17 protein-coding genes are annotated in these 15,569 nt (G+C 69.8%); 6 read left to right on the top strand and 11 right to left on the bottom strand.

What is annotated here, in order from left to right:
* Nucleotides 1–247: 247 nt before the first annotated feature.
* Together BS83_RS05660 and BS83_RS43575 are read left to right on the top strand one after the other, a co-directional pair.
* Nucleotides 248–682: an SMI1/KNR4 family protein gene (locus BS83_RS05660; RefSeq protein ID WP_198035147.1), complete on the top strand. Its 435-nt coding sequence runs from the start codon at nt 248–250 to the stop codon at nt 680–682.
* A 187-nt stretch (nt 683–869) separates the two neighbouring features.
* The gene (locus BS83_RS43575; RefSeq protein ID WP_198035146.1) at nt 870–1,160 is read left to right on the top strand and encodes a ribosomal protein L7/L12; all 291 of its coding nucleotides are present in this window, start codon (nt 870–872) and stop codon (nt 1,158–1,160) included.
* Between the two features lie 441 nt (nt 1,161–1,601).
* Here BS83_RS43575 and BS83_RS05655 read toward each other — a convergent pair whose 3' ends face one another.
* Both BS83_RS05655 and BS83_RS41455 read right to left on the bottom strand, forming a co-directional pair.
* Nucleotides 1,602–1,904, bottom strand: coding sequence for a hypothetical protein (locus tag BS83_RS05655; RefSeq protein WP_037601588.1), 303 nt, complete (start codon nt 1,902–1,904; stop codon nt 1,602–1,604).
* Between the two features lie 821 nt (nt 1,905–2,725).
* On the bottom strand, nt 2,726–3,289 hold the full coding sequence (locus BS83_RS41455; protein WP_051942676.1) for an ATP-binding protein: 564 nt from the start codon (nt 3,287–3,289) through the stop codon (nt 2,726–2,728).
* A 149-nt stretch (nt 3,290–3,438) separates the two neighbouring features.
* Between BS83_RS41455 and BS83_RS05645 the strand changes: the two genes are divergently transcribed.
* A complete protein-coding gene (locus tag BS83_RS05645) occupies nt 3,439–4,797 on the top strand; it encodes a hypothetical protein (protein WP_037601585.1) in 1,359 nt (452 codons plus the stop codon).
* A 75-nt stretch (nt 4,798–4,872) separates the two neighbouring features.
* Here BS83_RS05645 and thiC read toward each other — a convergent pair whose 3' ends face one another.
* Entirely contained in the window at nt 4,873–6,675 is a 1,803-nt protein-coding gene (gene thiC / locus BS83_RS05640; protein WP_037602733.1) for a phosphomethylpyrimidine synthase ThiC, read from the bottom strand.
* Nucleotides 6,676–6,887: 212 nt separating this feature from the next.
* On the opposite strand from thiC, the gene BS83_RS05635 reads away from it, so the two are divergent.
* Nucleotides 6,888–8,195 (top strand): YibE/F family protein, encoded by a 1,308-nt coding sequence (locus BS83_RS05635; protein ID WP_063774098.1) that lies wholly within the window; start codon nt 6,888–6,890, stop codon nt 8,193–8,195.
* 102 nt (nt 8,196–8,297) lie between these two features.
* On the opposite strand, the gene BS83_RS05630 is transcribed toward BS83_RS05635, so the two are convergent.
* Nucleotides 8,298–8,498 carry a DUF5326 family protein gene (locus BS83_RS05630; protein WP_037601582.1) on the bottom strand — a complete coding sequence of 67 codons (201 nt, stop codon included), beginning with the start codon at nt 8,496–8,498 and terminating at the stop codon, nt 8,298–8,300.
* A gap of 181 nt (nt 8,499–8,679) precedes the next feature.
* The gene (locus tag BS83_RS05625; RefSeq protein ID WP_037601579.1) at nt 8,680–8,997 is read right to left on the bottom strand and encodes a cupin domain-containing protein; all 318 of its coding nucleotides are present in this window, start codon (nt 8,995–8,997) and stop codon (nt 8,680–8,682) included.
* Nucleotides 8,998–9,123: 126 nt separating this feature from the next.
* Here BS83_RS05625 and BS83_RS05620 point away from each other — a divergent pair, with 126 nt between their 5' ends.
* Nucleotides 9,124–9,501, top strand: a complete 378-nt coding sequence (locus tag BS83_RS05620) for a phage holin family protein (protein ID WP_037601576.1) — start codon at nt 9,124–9,126, stop codon at nt 9,499–9,501.
* Between the two features lie 51 nt (nt 9,502–9,552).
* Here BS83_RS05620 and BS83_RS05615 read toward each other — a convergent pair whose 3' ends face one another.
* Both BS83_RS05615 and BS83_RS05610 read right to left on the bottom strand, forming a co-directional pair.
* Complete coding sequence (locus BS83_RS05615; protein WP_037602730.1) at nt 9,553–9,972, bottom strand: SsgA family sporulation/cell division regulator; 420 nt, start codon at nt 9,970–9,972, stop codon at nt 9,553–9,555.
* A 103-nt stretch (nt 9,973–10,075) separates the two neighbouring features.
* Nucleotides 10,076–10,828, bottom strand: coding sequence for an IclR family transcriptional regulator (locus BS83_RS05610; RefSeq protein WP_037601573.1), 753 nt, complete (start codon nt 10,826–10,828; stop codon nt 10,076–10,078).
* 250 nt (nt 10,829–11,078) lie between these two features.
* Between BS83_RS05610 and BS83_RS05605 the strand changes: the two genes are divergently transcribed.
* Nucleotides 11,079–11,573, top strand: a complete 495-nt coding sequence (locus BS83_RS05605) for an NUDIX hydrolase (RefSeq protein ID WP_332262313.1) — start codon at nt 11,079–11,081, stop codon at nt 11,571–11,573.
* Nucleotides 11,574–11,619: 46 nt separating this feature from the next.
* Here the strand turns inward: BS83_RS05605 and BS83_RS05600 are convergent, their stop codons facing one another.
* From BS83_RS05600 to BS83_RS41450, 4 genes are all read right to left on the bottom strand, one after another.
* Complete coding sequence (locus BS83_RS05600; RefSeq protein WP_084713157.1) at nt 11,620–13,377, bottom strand: globin domain-containing protein; 1,758 nt, start codon at nt 13,375–13,377, stop codon at nt 11,620–11,622.
* Between the two features lie 183 nt (nt 13,378–13,560).
* On the bottom strand, nt 13,561–13,917 hold the full coding sequence (locus BS83_RS05595) for a thioredoxin family protein (protein ID WP_037601568.1): 357 nt from the start codon (nt 13,915–13,917) through the stop codon (nt 13,561–13,563).
* On the bottom strand, nt 13,917–14,378 hold the full coding sequence (locus BS83_RS05590) for a MerR family transcriptional regulator (protein WP_037601566.1): 462 nt from the start codon (nt 14,376–14,378) through the stop codon (nt 13,917–13,919). Before BS83_RS05590 ends, BS83_RS05595 begins: the two co-directional genes overlap by 1 nt.
* Nucleotides 14,379–14,525: 147 nt before the next feature.
* Nucleotides 14,526–15,524 (bottom strand): MBL fold metallo-hydrolase, encoded by a 999-nt coding sequence (locus BS83_RS41450; RefSeq protein ID WP_051942674.1) that lies wholly within the window; start codon nt 15,522–15,524, stop codon nt 14,526–14,528.
* Nucleotides 15,525–15,569: the final 45 nt, after the last annotated feature.

Genomic DNA, 15,569 nt, shown 5'->3' with positions numbered 1-15,569 from the left:
CGTGGCGCTCGTGGTCGGCCGCAGCCGACCGCCGCAGGCTCACTGAACTGGCCAGGAGACTTTAGCGACCGAGCTGCCGGTAGTTCGCATCGAGGGGCAACCGGACAGCTGCATACTGTCCGCCATGGTGGACAGCCGAGTCGATGCCCCTCTCCCCCTCCAGATCTCCAGGTTGATCGAATCCCGCAGAGCTGATCAACAGCGTGGCTGGGACATCCCGATTCCCCGGCTCCGACCAGCAGCCTCCGTGGCAGCAGTGGATGCTCTGGAGGCCCGCGCAGCGTTCGACCTGCCGCCCGACTATCGGGAGTTCCTGTTGCTGTCCGACGGCATGGACGACTTCTACTTCTTCTCGCTGCGCCTACTGAGCACGCAGGATTGGCCCGAGAGTCCAACGATCAGCCGCGCGCTCGGGATCCGCGAGGGCTACTACGAGGACGCGCTGTTCTATGAGCTGGGAATCGCCAACGCCCTGGAGGACCTGTTCCCCATCGCCGGCGGAGACGGATCCGACGCGATCTTCCTGGCCAACCCGACGGGCCGCATCGCGCCAGGCCCGATCATCTGGCTGGGGCACTCAGACGTCAGCTGTTTCAGGAGCGTCGCCGACCTCTTCGACAGGGAAGCGGATCGGGGGGCCTACCTCAACGCAGGCAAGATGCTCCCGTTTCCGAGCGAGTAGGGGATCTCACAGCAGGGGCTCATGCGGAGAGACCGTGCCCGCTGCGTGCCCGTCACGAAGGCAATGGGTGGCACATAGCGGTAACTGGCGGTCATCCCCTTGAGACTGTGCAGGTCAACGTCGTCGCACGTCAGTCCACATCCGGCATAGAGTCTTCCCAAGCTTATGGCGCAGCCTTGGGGGGCCAGTGACCAGGTACTTCAAACTCATCTGCGATGAGATCCCTCAGGATCTGCTTCTCTTGGATGCCGGCCCGCGACCGCTGGATGCGGCGAGAGTGCTCCAAGGTCTCACCGGCGTCGGCCTGTGGCGTGCCAAGGAGAAGGTCACCGAGGGGCCGCCGATTCGCCTCCTCGAAGGGGTCAGTGTGGAGCAAGCTCGCGACTGGGCCGAGAGGCTGATTGCTGTCGGTGCTTCCGTGGAAGTGCGCACATGGTGGCGCTACCGACCAGGGAAGACGCCCCTTCCGCTCGAATGAGCGCAGGAGTCGACTGGTACTCATCTGTACAGCAGCGCGATACCGCAACCGAGCCGCCCAGCGCTGCCCGCGGATGCCCGGCGGCGGCGTGCCTGAGACGTGGTTGTCCGTAGATGACCGATTCGACAAGAGCTACGGATCAAAGGGCGTGCAGGCTACGATCCGCTCATGACTTCAGGATGGGCAGATGCCGCGTAGACCCCCGAGCTAGCCCAATTCCATGCTCCCTTGTGTACGCGCCGCTCCCTGTTGTGAGGGGGCGGGGCGAAGCTACACGAAGCCTGCCGCCGGCGGGGAACAGCGGGCGGTCGGGGAAACGTGGCGCTACGAGAGCCCAGCTCAGGGCATAGCTGGTCAAACGGAACGTGCCCCGGGAAGGCTTACAAAGCAGCTGCCAACCTCCGAAGTGGCCGTCGCGGGGTCCACCCGAATCTGAGCGTCTCAAGCTGCGTGACCCAGCCCGGCCAGAAGGTCCAGCAGCAGCGCTAACTCCCGGGCCGTCAGCGTGTCCAGGCGGATATGCACCAAGCCGCTTCCGTCCGCCGCCCAGTCAGCTTGAGCCCGCATCTGTCGGCGCGCGACGCCGAGCCGGGCGAACGAGGTATTGAGCTTCTGGGCGACTGCTCGCGCGCGCAGCCACTCGCCTTCGTAGTCCACTCCGGGCACCAGCGGCCCACCGTCCAGTTCCAGTGCTTCCCACTCCCTCTGGCTGCCGGCCTGTCCCCCGCCGTATTCCATGGTCATCCCGTCCTCACGATCCCCATGCCAGTGCTGACCGTGCGGCACCACGACTCAGGCGAGGAGTCTCCGGAGGCCAAACCGACTGTTGGTGCTCAGAGTTGAGCAGTCGTGGCCGAACATGCGTAATCACCCGAGTACCATCGGTACCGGGTTAATCACCCACCGGACCACCCCAGTCCGTCCAAGGTTCAGGGGTGGTCCGGTTCGATCTTCGGTTGTAGGTGGCTCCCGGCCTTTAACCTGCACAGGGGGGACCGGGAGCCGGGATCCGGAAGGTCAGTCGTCCCCTACCAAGGACGAACCGCCGGATCCGTCCGGACTTGGCGCAGGTGGACTTCGCCTGTCCGGAGATCACCGTGGCTACGACGTCCCAGGAAGCCGCTGGCCGCTGCCTTCACGCCGAGGGCGGCGCTGCCTGAGTCGCAGCCCCGACTCATGGCCGCTACGCTCTCGGCGGCCCGTTCCCTGTAGGCAACAGGTCGAGCCATCAGGCGCCTCGCCTCGGATGCCAGTCGTGGACGTACTGCTCCGTCCCGCGAACCTTCTCTATCCGGGCACGATGTGGTCGTAGCTTCCCGTGGCAGTAGCCGCAACGAAATTGCTGTCCCCGTTGCGCCGCCGATCCGCGATCACGCTGCCAGAACACTCGTCAGCCCTCCTCGGACTCTTCGACTTCGATCCCGTCGGCTTCGTCCGGCCCGTCCTCCGGCCGTGGGACACGTCCTGTCGTGGGTGCCATCGCTGAGCCGGGCCGGTGCGCTGGAGCGAAGAGGTAGCTCCAGACGTAGCTAGCCGGCTGGACATGCGTGCGGCTTTCTTCTCCTTCACGCATGTTCACCACACACCGGCGCCTCGAAGTAGCGGGGCGTGTCGAGACGGGCATACACGGTCTTGCCTGCTCCCGGATGGCAGCGCCACCACACGCGGTCGGCGATCTCGCGCAGGATCATCAGGCCGCGGCCGTCTGCGAATAGCGCTTCTCCTGGATCAATCTCGGGGTCGAGCCAGGTCCAGAGTGGCGGGGCCACGCTGGAGTCGCCAACCTCAACCATCAGGCAAGTGCTTGGGAAATAGCGCAGGCCGAGCGACAGAGGCGTGCTCCAAGCGTCGTGCGACGCCGGGTCCGACTGTCCGTGCAACAGCGCATTGCCGACGAGCTCACTGACACATAACTTGACGTCGTCACTCATCGGCCCCAACCGCCAGTCCGCCAGCGTTTCAGCGGCGAGGCCCCGCGCGATCCCTGCGACCTCTGAACCCGCCGACCGCCAGGCCCAGCACCGATACCAGTGCCGCTGCTGGAGTGTCGTCGTCCAGTCGTCCTCCGCCAGGGCGACGCGGACGCGCCCCGTGCTGGCAGATTGGATCTCTGGGGACTCGATCGTCATCACACCCTCCGGACCACTTGAAGTGGGATGGGCTCCCACGCTTCCCGTGTTGACATTCAGGCAACACCCGTGCGCGCTATGGGAGTACGGTCTACAGGGGTGTTGAAGCCTGTTGAATGTTCGCCGGATCGAGATCCGAGGGTGCCGCAATGGCGACAGCGAATAGGTTGTTAGACGACTGGTTGAAGCGAACCGGCTGGTCACGGAGCGAGCTCTCACGCCGTGTGCTCTCGCGTGCAGCCGGCCGGGGACAGCATCACGTCTTCGCCGACGCCTCGACTGTCCGGCGCTGGCTCAACGGCGAGACGCCACGCTGGCCTGTGCCGGAGATCTTGGCAGATGTGTTCTCGGCCCACTTCGGCTACCGCGTCACCGCCTACGATCTCGGCCTGACGTCCGAGTCCGAGGCAGACCGGGCGCTGGTCTACAGCCAGTCCTACGCAGATACCGTGGAAGCGGTCACTGACCTTGGGAGAGCTGACGTGGACCGTCGCAAGTTCCTGACAGGATCGACCTTCGCCATCGCCGCAGCCGTCGGGCCGTCTCGCGACTGGCTCTTGCAAACGCTCGACCAGATGCCCGAGCCCGGCCGCCAAGTCCGCCTCGAAGACGTGACGGCCGTGAAGAACATGTTCGGCGCTTTCCAGCAGATGGACATCTTCCAGGGCGGCGGCTCCGGCCGCCTCGCGCTGGCCGCCTACATGAACGAGCACGTCTACCCCTTGCTGCGACAGTCACACACCGAGGAGGTTCGGCGTGCCCTCTGCGAGGCAGCCGCCGAACAGACCTACCTCCTAGGCTGGATGGCGTATGACAACGGCGAGCACGGCACCGCGCAGCGCTATCTGATCCAGTCGCTTCGTCTGGCCGAGGAGTCCCAGAACCCGGCGCTCGGCGCCCATGTGCTCGCGGGAATGGCCGACCAGGCCACATTGCTCGGCCACCCCGAGGAAGGTCGCCGGCTGGCCCAAGCCGGACGCAACGGCCTGTCCAAGACCAACCCCGAGTCCCGCGCCTGCCTTGCGGATCTCTGGACTCTCGAAGGCCGGGCGCTGGCACGACTCGGCGACAAACGGGCCGCCGCCCACGCCGTAGCCGAGGGAGAACGGATCTACGAGAGCGTCAATCCCGACGACGAACCCGAGTGGGCCCGCTTCATCGACCCCGCCTACCTGAACGGCGAACACGCCAACACCCTCCGCGACATCGGCGACAACGACCGCGCCGCCGAGTTCGCCCGCCGCTCCATTGCCCACGCTCGCTCCCAGCAGAGGGCGCGCCGGGGAGCCATGTCCCAAGCCGCGCTCGCCGCCTCGCACCTGCAACGGCGCGACCTTGAAGCGGCGCACGCGGCGGGCGTCCGGACACTCAACCTGTCCAGGCAGGTGAAGTCCTCCCGCTGCATCGAGGCCGTCCAAGATCTTCAGCGCCGCATGATCCCCTTCGGGCAACACCAGCTCGTCGCTGACTTCAACGAGCGAACCCGGGAGTTCCTGTCAGCCGCGTAGGTCCAACGGCGCAGAAGGGCCAGTGCGCGCGCTCCCCCCAGACCGCGCGCACTGGCCCTGGCTTGTGTCCGACCGTCAGTCGACGACCGGCAGATAGACCCGGTTGCCCGCCGCGGCGAACTCCTCCGACTTGGCCTTCATGCCAGCAACGACAGTGGCATCGTCGCTGTTCAGGGCCTCATCGCCAGCAAACATCTCTATTACGGTTCGACTAATCTTCATGCTGCAGAACTTCGGCCCGCACATGGAGCAGAAGTGCGCCGTCTTCGCCGGCTCGGCGGGCAGCGTCTCGTCGTGGAAGTCGCGGGCCGTCTCCGGGTCCAGGGCCAGGTTGAACTGGTCCTCCCAGCGGAACTCGAAGCGGGCGTCGGAGAGCGCGTCGTCCCAGGCCTGGGCGCTCGGGTGGCCCTTGGCGACGTCCGCGGCGTGGGCGGCGATCTTGTAGGTGATCACGCCGGTCTTGACGTCGTCGCGGTTGGGCAGGCCCAGGTGCTCCTTCGGCGTGACGTAGCAGAGCATCGCCGTGCCCCACCAGGCGATCATCGCCGCGCCGATGCCGGAGGTGATGTGGTCGTAGCCGGGAGCCACGTCCGTGGTCAGCGGGCCGAGCGTGTAGAAGGGCGCGTCGTCGCAGATCTCCTTCTGGAGATCCATGTTCTCCTTGATCTTGTGCATCGGGACATGTCCCGGGCCCTCGATCATCACCTGCACGTCGCGCGCCCGGGCGATCCGGCCGAGCTCACCGAGCGTCTGCAGCTCCGCGAACTGGGCCTCGTCGTTCGCATCCGCGATCGAACCGGGGCGCAGGCCGTCGCCCAGCGAGTAGGTGACGTCGTAGGCCCGCAGGATGTCGCAGAGCTCCTCGAAGTTCGTGTAGAGGAAGTTCTCCTGATGGTGCGCCAGACACCACGCCGCCATGATCGAGCCGCCGCGCGAGACGATGCCGGTCTTGCGACGGGCCGTCAGCGGCACGTAGCGCAGCAGCACGCCCGCGTGCACGGTCATGTAGTCCACGCCCTGCTCGCACTGCTCGATCACGGTGTCGCGGTAGACCTCCCAGCCGAGCTCCTCCGCCCTGCCGTCGACCTTCTCCAGTGCCTGGTAGAGCGGCACCGTGCCGATCGGGACCGGCGAGTTGCGCAGGATCCACTCGCGGGTGGTGTGGATGTTGCGGCCGGTGGAGAGGTCCATCACGGTGTCCGCGCCCCAGCGGGTCGCCCAGGACATCTTCTCGACCTCCTCCTCGATCGAGGAGGTCACCGCGGAGTTGCCGATATTGGCGTTGATCTTCACCAGGAACTTCGAGCCGATCAGCATCGGCTCGGACTCGGGGTGGTTCACGTTGGCCGGCAGCACCGCCCGTCCCGCCGCGAGCTCCTCGCGCACCGTCTCCGGCGACATGCCCTCGCGCAGCGCGGCGAACTCCATCTCCGCCGTCACGATCCCCCGCCGGGCGTAGGCGAGTTGGGTCACCGCCCCGCCGTCGCGGGCGCGACGCGGGCGGCGCGGGCGGCCGGGGAAGACCGCGTCGAGGTTGGCCAGTCCGGCCCCGCCCCTGGGCGAGGTGTGCTTGAGGCCGTCGTCCTCCGGGCGACGCTCGCGCCCGTGGTAGTCCTCGACGTCCCCGCGCTGGCTGATCCAGGCGTCACGCAGTGGCGGCAGGCCGCGGCGCACGTCGGGCTCGAAGTCGGGGTCGGTGTACGGCCCGGAGGTGTCGTACAGCGGGACGGTACCGCCGGTGCTGAGCAGCACCTCGCGATAGGGGACGCGCAGATCGGGGCGGGCACCCTGGCGGTACGCCTTGCGCCAGGCCGGGGTCGGGTAGCCACCCGCCGTGCTGGAGGCAGACTTCTGCTGTGCGTCGTCGTGCAAGGTCATCAGACCCACTACTCCCTACGCCGGCATTACCCGGTCAGGTTCCTGCGGTCGGCGCAAGCGTTCGTCGTATGCGTGCTACGACGGTCAGCGCCCTCTCAGCCCGGTGCTCCGAGCTCCCGCGTCTACAGATGAGATGCACACACCGTAGCGAGCGGTGACGTCACTTGGCCAGGGCTGTCCGCGGAGCGGTCGCCGGGGTAGCGTTCGCCAGCGTGGCAGAGCACCACCACCAACCCCACGTGTCGCACGGACACACACACGACCACGGCCCCGCCAGCCCCGCGTCCGCGCGGCTGCGCGTGCTGCTCGCGGCCGTGCTGGTGCCGTTCGCGCTGGCCGTGCTGTGCGGGCTGGCGTGGCTCTGGCCGGCGCCGCTGCCCGCCCACGCGCCGACCGGCACCGGCTTCGACCAGCTGACGGTGAACGGCTCGGTGACCGCGACCCGGATCGTTCCCTGCGCGCAGGGCGCCACCACGACCTGCACCGAGATCACCCTCCACCTGACCAGCGGCAAGGACGCCGGCCGCAGCGTGACGCAGATCCTGCCGCCGGACCAGAGCGCGGTCTACGTCGCGGGCGAGAAAGTGGTGGTGGACTACTCCCCGAGCGCCCCCGCCGCACTCCAGTACACCGTCGAGGACGCGGACCGCAGCATGCCGATGGCGGTTCTCGCGGGCGTCTTCGCCCTCGCCGTCGTGCTGATCGGCCGCCTGCGCGGGCTGGCGGCGCTGGTCGCGATGGCGATCAGCTTCCTGGTGCTCGCCTTCTTCGTGCTGCCCGCGATCCTCGGCGGCGAGAACCCGCTGGCGGTCGCGGTGGTCGGCGGCGGGCTGATCATGTTGCTCGCGCTCTACCTCTGCCACGGCCTCTCGGCCCGCACCTCCGTCGCGGTGCTCGGCACGATGGTCTCGCTGGCGCTGATCGGCGGCCTGGGCGAGGCGTTCATCCAGCTGACCAGGCTGACCGGGAACACCTCCGACGAGACGGCCTTCGTCCACTCGCTCTTCCCCGGCATCCAACTGCCGGGCCTGCTGCTGGCCGGCGTCATCATCGGCTCGCTGGGCGTGCTCAACGACGTGACCGTCACCCAGGCCAGCTCGGTCTGGGAACTGCGCGCCGCCGACCCGACCATGGGCGCCCGCGCCCTCTACCGGGCGGGCATCAGGATCGGCCGGGACCACATCGCCTCCACGGTCAACACCCTCGTCATGGCCTACGCGGGCGCGGCACTGCCGCTGATGCTGCTCTTCTCGCTCTCGCACCGGGGCGTCTGGCAGGTGGCCACCAGCGAGATCGCCGCCGAGGAGGTGGTGCGCACCCTGGTCGGCAGCATCGGACTGATCGCCTCGGTGCCGCTCACGACGGGGCTCGCGGCGCTGGTCGCCTCCCGCGACGGCCGGGAGCCGCACGCCGGTCACGAACCGCGGACGGCCGGCGGCCGGATCCCGCAGCCGGCGGGAGGACCCGAGACGCGGTCCGCGGAGGGCCGGGCGCCGACCTCGCACCGAAGGCGCCGCTGACGCCACGGATGTCACCGGCGCCGCTGACGCCTGACGGCGAAGGGCCGACCGCGTTCGCGGTCGGCCCTTCGCCGTTGTCGGATGCCGTCGTCCGACGCCCGGTCAGCTCTTGGATGCCTTCTTCACCAGGATCACGACCACCGCGCCCAGGCCGACGACCACCAGCGCCTTGATGATGAAGCTCATCAGGCCGAAGACGATCCCCACGAGCGCCGACAGCACCCACCATGCGACCACTATGGCCATGATCGGGACCACGATGTTCCGCACCCAACTGGGGAGTGCCTTCCACAGTTCAGTCATGATGTCCGTCCTCCCCCTCGGGTGTCCTGGTTACGTCTTCGATCCTACGGGCGGACACTCGGCCCTCGAAGTGTTCCTGCCCCTGAGAAGACCCGGATAAGACCCTGATCAGGACAGCTCGGGCACCAGGGTCCACCCTCAGGGGCCCGGGGTCGGGAAGGGGCCCGTGGCGGGCGGTCGTTCAGCTCTCGGGCGGCGAGAAGACCACCAGGACCCGCAGGTCCTCGCTGATGTGGTGGAAGCGGTGCGGCACCCCCGCGGGCACGTGGACGACGCTGCCCCGGCCCACCGTGCTCGTCTCCTCGCCCACGGTCAGCGCCGCGCGGCCGCTCAGCACCACGTACAACTCGTCCTCGTGGTGCGGCTGCTGTGGGTCCTGCTGCCCGGCGTCCAGGGCGTAGAGCCCGGCGGACATGTTCCGCTCGCGCAGGAACTGCAGGTAGGCGCCCTCGTTGGCGGCGCGCTCGGCATCGAGTTCGTCCATCCGGAAGACCTTCATGCGCGCCATTCAACCAGCCGCGCGACCGGCTCCTCACCGGTCCTCCCGGGGCCCCGCACAAAGCTGTGACATCGACATGACCGTTCGGGACTACCGCTGCCGGTCACAGGCTGCGACGATCACGCCATGGTGAAGTTCTTCGTCAAGACCCTGATCAACGCCGCGGCCATCTGGGTGGCGGCCCTGCTCGTGTCCGGCATCACTCTTCAGAAGGGCAGCTGGGGCCACCAGGCGCTGACCGTGGTGCTGGTCGCCCTGGTCTTCGGCGTGGTGAACTTCTTCGTCAAGCCGCTGGTCAAGCTGTTCTCGCTGCCCCTGTTCATCCTCACGCTGGGCCTGATCACCTTCGTGATCAACGCGCTGATGCTCTGGCTCACCTCCTGGGCCTCGGGCAAGATGCACCTCGACTTCCACGTCAGCGGCTTCGTGCCGGCCCTGCTCGGCTCGCTGATCATCAGCATCGTCGCCTGGGCCCTGCACCTGGTCGTGCGCGACGAGGACTGACGGGCGAGGACCGGTACCCGGGCGGCCGGGCCGCCGGGCCGCCGGCGGCGCTCAGGCGCGCCCGAGGATCAGCTCCAGCTGCCGGTCCAGATCGGCCACCGTGTGCTCCTGGCCCATCGGGAGCGCACGGTCGGTGCGTCCCAGGAAGGAGATCAACGGGATCGCGGGGGAGCGCAGCACGGCCATCCCTTCGGGGGAGTGGAGCTCGATGCAGACGTCGTGGAAGTCCTCGTCGGTCCCGGGCACCGGCACGACTCTGACGTCGCCCTCGCCGGTGGGGCGGGTGATCCCGTCCAGCAGCAGCTCCCGGCCGAACACCCAGGCCACCGGCGGGTCGCCGGGCAGGTGGAAGGTGAGCCTGACGGCGAAGGGGTCGCTCGGGTCGTAGACGAGCTCGACATGCGTGTCGAAGGCCAGGTCGTCGGAGACCAGCAGGCTCATCACCAGTTGGCCCTTGACCAGACTCTGCATCTTCATAGCGGTACCTCTCGATCCCCGTCGCCACCTCGGTACTGCCTGCGAACGTCCACACCCATGGTCGCTTCGTCCGCAGTCGGCACCAAGTGCGAAGTTTTCAGATAGTGAAAGACAAGCGGTCCACGACCGCCCCGACACGCGTCGCCAACCGGTCCGCCGTCGCCGGGAGCCGGTGGGCCTGCGCGACGGGAAGTGACAGCGCGATGGTGCAGACCGCTGCGCCGACCATGATCGGCACCGCGGCGCAGACCACACCTGCCAGGTACTCCTGCTGCTCCAGCACGGGACGCCCCGGATGGCGAGCCTCCAGCCGACGCAGCAGCGTGGTCGAGTCGGTCACCGTGCGCCGGGTCAGCGACTGCGGACGGTGACGGGAGAGGTAGTCAAGGCGGCCCTCTCGGTCGAGTTGGCCGAGAAGGCACTGTCCGATGGCATGCGCGTTGCCGGTGGCGCGGAAGTCGGCCCACTCCTCGACGGCCACCGTGCCGGGCGCCTCCGAGACGTCGACGACCTCGAGCTCGCCGTCGCGGTAGGTGGCGAAGTAGGTCGCCGCGCCCAGTTCCTGGCGCAGCCGGTCCAGGGCGCCGCTGATGGCGTCCCGGCCCTCGCGCACCTCGCGGTGGCGGCCCAGCGCCCCCACCGCCTCACCGTGGACGTAGGCGCCGTCGACCCGGCGGAGGTAGCCCTCGTGGGTGAGCGTGCGGAGCAGGTGGTAGGTGGTGGCGAGCGGGAGTCCGGCCTTCCGGGCGAGCTGCTTGGCCGTCGCGCCCTGGCGGTGCTCCCCCACGGCCTCGAGCAGCCGGAGGGCGCGCTGGACCGATCCGATCAGCGTCGGAGCGGCGTTCTCCATTGCCTTCTCTCCCCCCTGGGCATATGCCATATGGACGCAACTCCTCCACATAATGCCCGTCAGATCACAGTAATGTCTCGCACTCCAGGCGTAGATCCGACCCCGCCAAACGGCGGGGGTGAAAGCTTGAACCTCTCTTAACCTCGGCATAGGGGAGAACTGTTCGGGTTTCACCCTGCTTCACCTGCGGCACACTCCTGTCGTGGTGGCACAGCACGTGGCAGCAGCGCAGCGACACGCAGTACGCCCTGTGGTGAAACGCACGGCCAGGGCGATCCTGCTCGACACCGGTCCGGACGGACCGGAACTCGTGATGATCAAGCGGACCAAGCCCGGCCGTCCGCCCTACTGGATCACCCCTGGCGGCGGGATGGAACCCACCGACGCCACGGTCGTCGACGCCCTGCACCGCGAGCTCGCGGAGGAGCTCGGCGGCAAGGCGACCGACATCGTCCCTGCCTTCGTCGACACCGTCTCCCACACGCACCACGAGGACGGCACCGAACTGCACCCCCACGGCGTGAAGGTGCAGCACTTCTTCGTCTGCCGGCTGGCCGCGATGGACCTGTCCCGGCGGCACGGCCCCGAGGTCGAGCAGCCCAACGGCGAGTACGAGGTGGTCCGGCTGCCGTTCACCAGGGAGGGCGTCACCGCCGTCAACGTGGTGCCGCCGTCCCTGCGCGCCTATCTGGCCGCCAACATCGAGGGCGTGACCGCCCTGCTCGCGGACGACCTGGGGCTGTGAGGGACGACGCCTCCCGCGGTTCGGGCGTCGGCCGCCTTCGCGGGCGTCAGCCGGCGGTCGCGGCCTCGTCCTCCAGGTCGGAGGCGATCCGCTCGCGCGGCACGCCCGCGTCGAGCAGGACGCCGCGGACCCGCCTGACCATCGCGTTGGGTCCGCTCAGCAGGGCCGAGTAGCCGTCCCACGGACCGGAGCGGCCGATCACCTCGGGCAGCTGCCCGCGCTCGGGTCCGCCCGAGCCGCGCGGGGACGCCAGCAGGGAATCCGAGAGCGCGGTGCGGACCGACAGCCAGGGCAGCCGCTGGTCCAGCTCGCGCAGCGCGGCTTCGGCGTAGAGCTCGTCCGGGCGGCGTGCCCCGTAGTAGACCTCGACGGTCCGCCGTGCGCCGGCCAGCGCCAGCTCCTCGACCACGGCCAGCATCGGGGCGATCCCGGTGCCGCCGCCGACCAGCAGCAGCGGCCCCTGCTCGCGCAGGTCCGCCACCATCGAACCCTGGGCCGGACCGAGCCGCAGCACGTCCCCGGGGGCGGCCCGGTGCACCAGGGCGTTGCTGACCCAGCCGGCGGGCACCGCCTTCACGTGGAAGCGCAGCAGCCCGTCCGCACCCGGCCTCCGGTCCGGCGCCGAGGCCAGCGAGAAGTGCCGCCACACCCGCGGCCACCAGGGCACCTCGACGCTCGCGTACTGCCCCGCGCGGTAGGGATAGGGGTGGTCGGTCCGCAGGGTCACCACGGCCACGTCCCTGCCGACCGGGTCCACCGACTGCACCTCGCCCTGCCACCAGGCCGGCGAACTCTGCGCGTCCCGCGCGGCCGCGGCCATCATGACCTGGGAGATCACGGCGTAGACCTTGGTCCAGGCACGCGCGGTGTCCTCGTCCCACTGCCGCCCGCAGTAACGTTCCAGCGCCGCCAGCAGCGAGGCCCCGACAGGTGCGTAGTGCTCGTCCAGGACGCCGTACTTGCGGTGGCCCCGCGCGAGCCGCTCCAGGTACTCCACCAGCACCGGCGGATCGTCCGCGGCCCGCCCGGCCGCCAGCAGTGCGCGGAACAGCCGGTCCCGCTGGACGTCCATCGCGGCGGGGAAGAGCGCGCGCAGCTCCGGGCGCTTCAGGAAGAGCACGGCGTAGAAGTGCGCCGTGGCGCGGTCGGCGACCGGCTCGACCACGCTCAGACTGCGCCGGATCAGCACGATGTCCTGCGGCGAGGGACCGACGCCGCCGGTGTCCGCCTTCGCCCGTGGCGCGGCCCGCAGCGCGGGCGCCTGCTGGACCTCGGCCGGCGGCGGAGCGGCGGCCGAGGGCGGCGTCCCGGCTGCCCCCGGGGGCTGCGGCGCCAGGGACGGGGGGACGGCCTGCTGAGCCATGGCGGCCTTCTGACGCGAGGCCAGCGGAACCACCGCCACGACCGAGCCGGGGAGCGGCATCGGCGGCGGGGGCAGCGGGATGGCCGGAATGCCCGCGGGCATCGGCGGCGGCGCGGCCACGATCGGCATCGGCGGGGCGGGGGCGGTGCTGACGGCGGGCGCGGCCCAGGCCCGGCTCCAGGCGTCGTCGGGCCCGGCGGCCCAGTTGCGCGCCGGGGCGTTGGCGATCACCGGTGCGAGCTCGGGCCGGGCCGCGGGAGCCGCCGCTGCGGCGGCGGGGGACCCCTCGGAGCCGCTGGTGCGGTCGGGCGCCGCTCCGGCCGGAGGGTCGAGGTCGGCCGGGGTGTCAGCCGTGGGATCGCTCAGGGCCTCGGCGTTCCTGTCGGCCGGCTCCCGAGCCGAGTCCCCGGCCGCCGACTCGGACGGCTCGGGCGCGACCACCGTGTTGTCGCCTCGTCGGCCCGCGCCACGCGAGCGGGGGCGACCGTTTCGATTGATAGCGCTTCCGATCGACACCTTGGAGCTTCATCTCCCGTCGGACTCGTACCTCCCAGGAGCGTGGCACGGCGGCGTTGCTGATCCGACAATTAGGGCGAAGAACGGGGCGCACGCGCCGCGCACGCGCTACGCTGCCGCGCGCGCCCGGGTGAGCGCTTCCGTCAACTCCTGTCCCAGCCACCGCTTGGGTCGCGCGCCGACCGCCGACCAGATCGGCTCGCCTTTGCTGAAGAGCATCAGGGTCGGCATGGACAGCACGCCGTAGCCGGCCTGGGTCTCCGGGTTCACGTCGACGTCGACCGTGACGACGCGCAGCTCCGTGGCCCGCTCGGCCGCCAGCTCGGCCAGGACCGGAACCATCATCCGGCAGGGCGGGCACCAGTCCGCGGTGAACTCCACCAGGACCGGCAGCTCGCTCGCCAGGACCTCCGCGGCGAAGTCCGCGTCCCCGACCGCGCGCACCCACTCACTCGTTCCCGCCATCAGCGCGCCTCCCCTTCCATCGCTTCCATCGCTCCCCCTGCTTCCTTCGGGTCCGTCAGTTCGCAGCGCGGGGCGGACCCGGTCCGCGCCTCCGCGCGCAGCTCGGCACGGGCCAGCTCGGCACGGGCGAGTTGGGCGCCGACCTGGTCGCGCACCTCGCGCAGCCGGTCGATGCAGGCGTCCAGCTCGGCGAGCTTGCGCCGGTAGACGTCGAGCGAGGCCGGGCAGGAGTCTCCGTGCGGGTGGCCGGCGCGCAGACAGTCGACGAAGGGCCGGGTCTCCTCCAGCTCGAAGCCGAAGTCCTGCAGCAGCCGGATCTGGCGCAGCAGACGCACGTCGTCCTCGTCGTAGCTGCGGTATCCGTTCTCCCCGCGCCGCGCGGACAGCAGACCGCGCGTCTCGTAGTAGCGCAGCGTCCGGGTGGTCGTCCCGACCCGCCGGGCCAGCTCACCGATGCGCATGGGCCTCGCCCTCCCGCCTCCGACCAAGATCACTCAGTGCTTCACGTGAAGCACTCGGCGATCTTGGTCGACCGTCGTTTCCTTCCCCTCGGAACGACGGTAGACCTTGACCCCGACGTCAACGCCAGGGCCTTCCCGCACTCGACCTCAGCGCGCCGTGTTCTCCTGCGCGCCGATCTGCAGGATCGCCGGGAGCGTCAGCTCGCCGTAGGTCTCGGTGACCGCCGCGAACAGCGCGTCGGCGTCACCGGGGTGTTCGGCGAGATGCGCGTCGAACTCGCGGAGGTAGTCACCGGTGAAGGCGATGACCCGGGCCGCGTCGTCGTCCTGGCCGGGCGCACGATGGCCGGCGACGACCCGGTCGGGGTCGAGGCCGCGCACCGTCTCCAGGCTGGCGAGCCAGTCCGCCCGCTCCTCCCTGGTCGTGTCGGCGGTCCAGACGTGCGTTCCGTTGAACGCGACGTCCCCCGCGACGACGGTCCGCGCACCGGGGACGTGGACGATCGACGTGGCCGCGCAGTCACCCTGACCCAGCGCCATGACGTGCAGTTCCGCGCCGTCGACGAGCAGGGTGTCCGCAGGCAGCGGCCCCGGGACGATGGGCGCCGAGGTGATGTCGTCCCCGAGGACCTGCTGCCACTGGACCACCTTGGCCAGGCCGGTCCGGGTGATCGCGTCGATGACCGCCGGGTCGGCGTAGACGGGGGTGCCGGGGAAGAGCCGGAGCACCTCCTCCGTGCCGAAGTAGTGGTCCGGATGCGGGTGTGTGATCACGATCGCGGTGAGCGTGCGGGCCTTGCCGGCCACCCACTCGGCCAGTTCGCGGCCGGCGCTGCGGGTGAGCTGGGTGTCGACCAGCACGGCGTGCTCCGGCCCGTGGACCAGCGAGGAGGTGGCGAAGAAGGCCGACTCGGGCCCGGTGAAGACGTCGACCGTGATCCGCACGTCCGCTGCCGCCGACGACACCCCGGCTGCGCCGGTCCCAGCGGCCTGCGCAGCCGCGGTGATGTCCTGTCCTCCGGCCCAGCCGTCCGACTGCGCCGCGTCCTGCTCCGCCGCGTCCGGCCCGGCACCCGCCGCCGCGTCGTCGCCCTGCCGGCGGCCCAGGCGCTTCCTGCCGCGACCTGCCCGGGTCTCCTTCGCCATCACTCAGCCTCTTCGCGCTCGTCGCACACCGTGCGAGGGATGCCC

Origin of the sequence: Streptacidiphilus rugosus AM-16 (assembly GCF_000744655.1) — a bacterium.
Taxonomy (GTDB): domain Bacteria; phylum Actinomycetota; class Actinomycetes; order Streptomycetales; family Streptomycetaceae; genus Streptacidiphilus; species Streptacidiphilus rugosus.
This window is presented reverse-complemented; position numbering and strand designations above follow the sequence as displayed.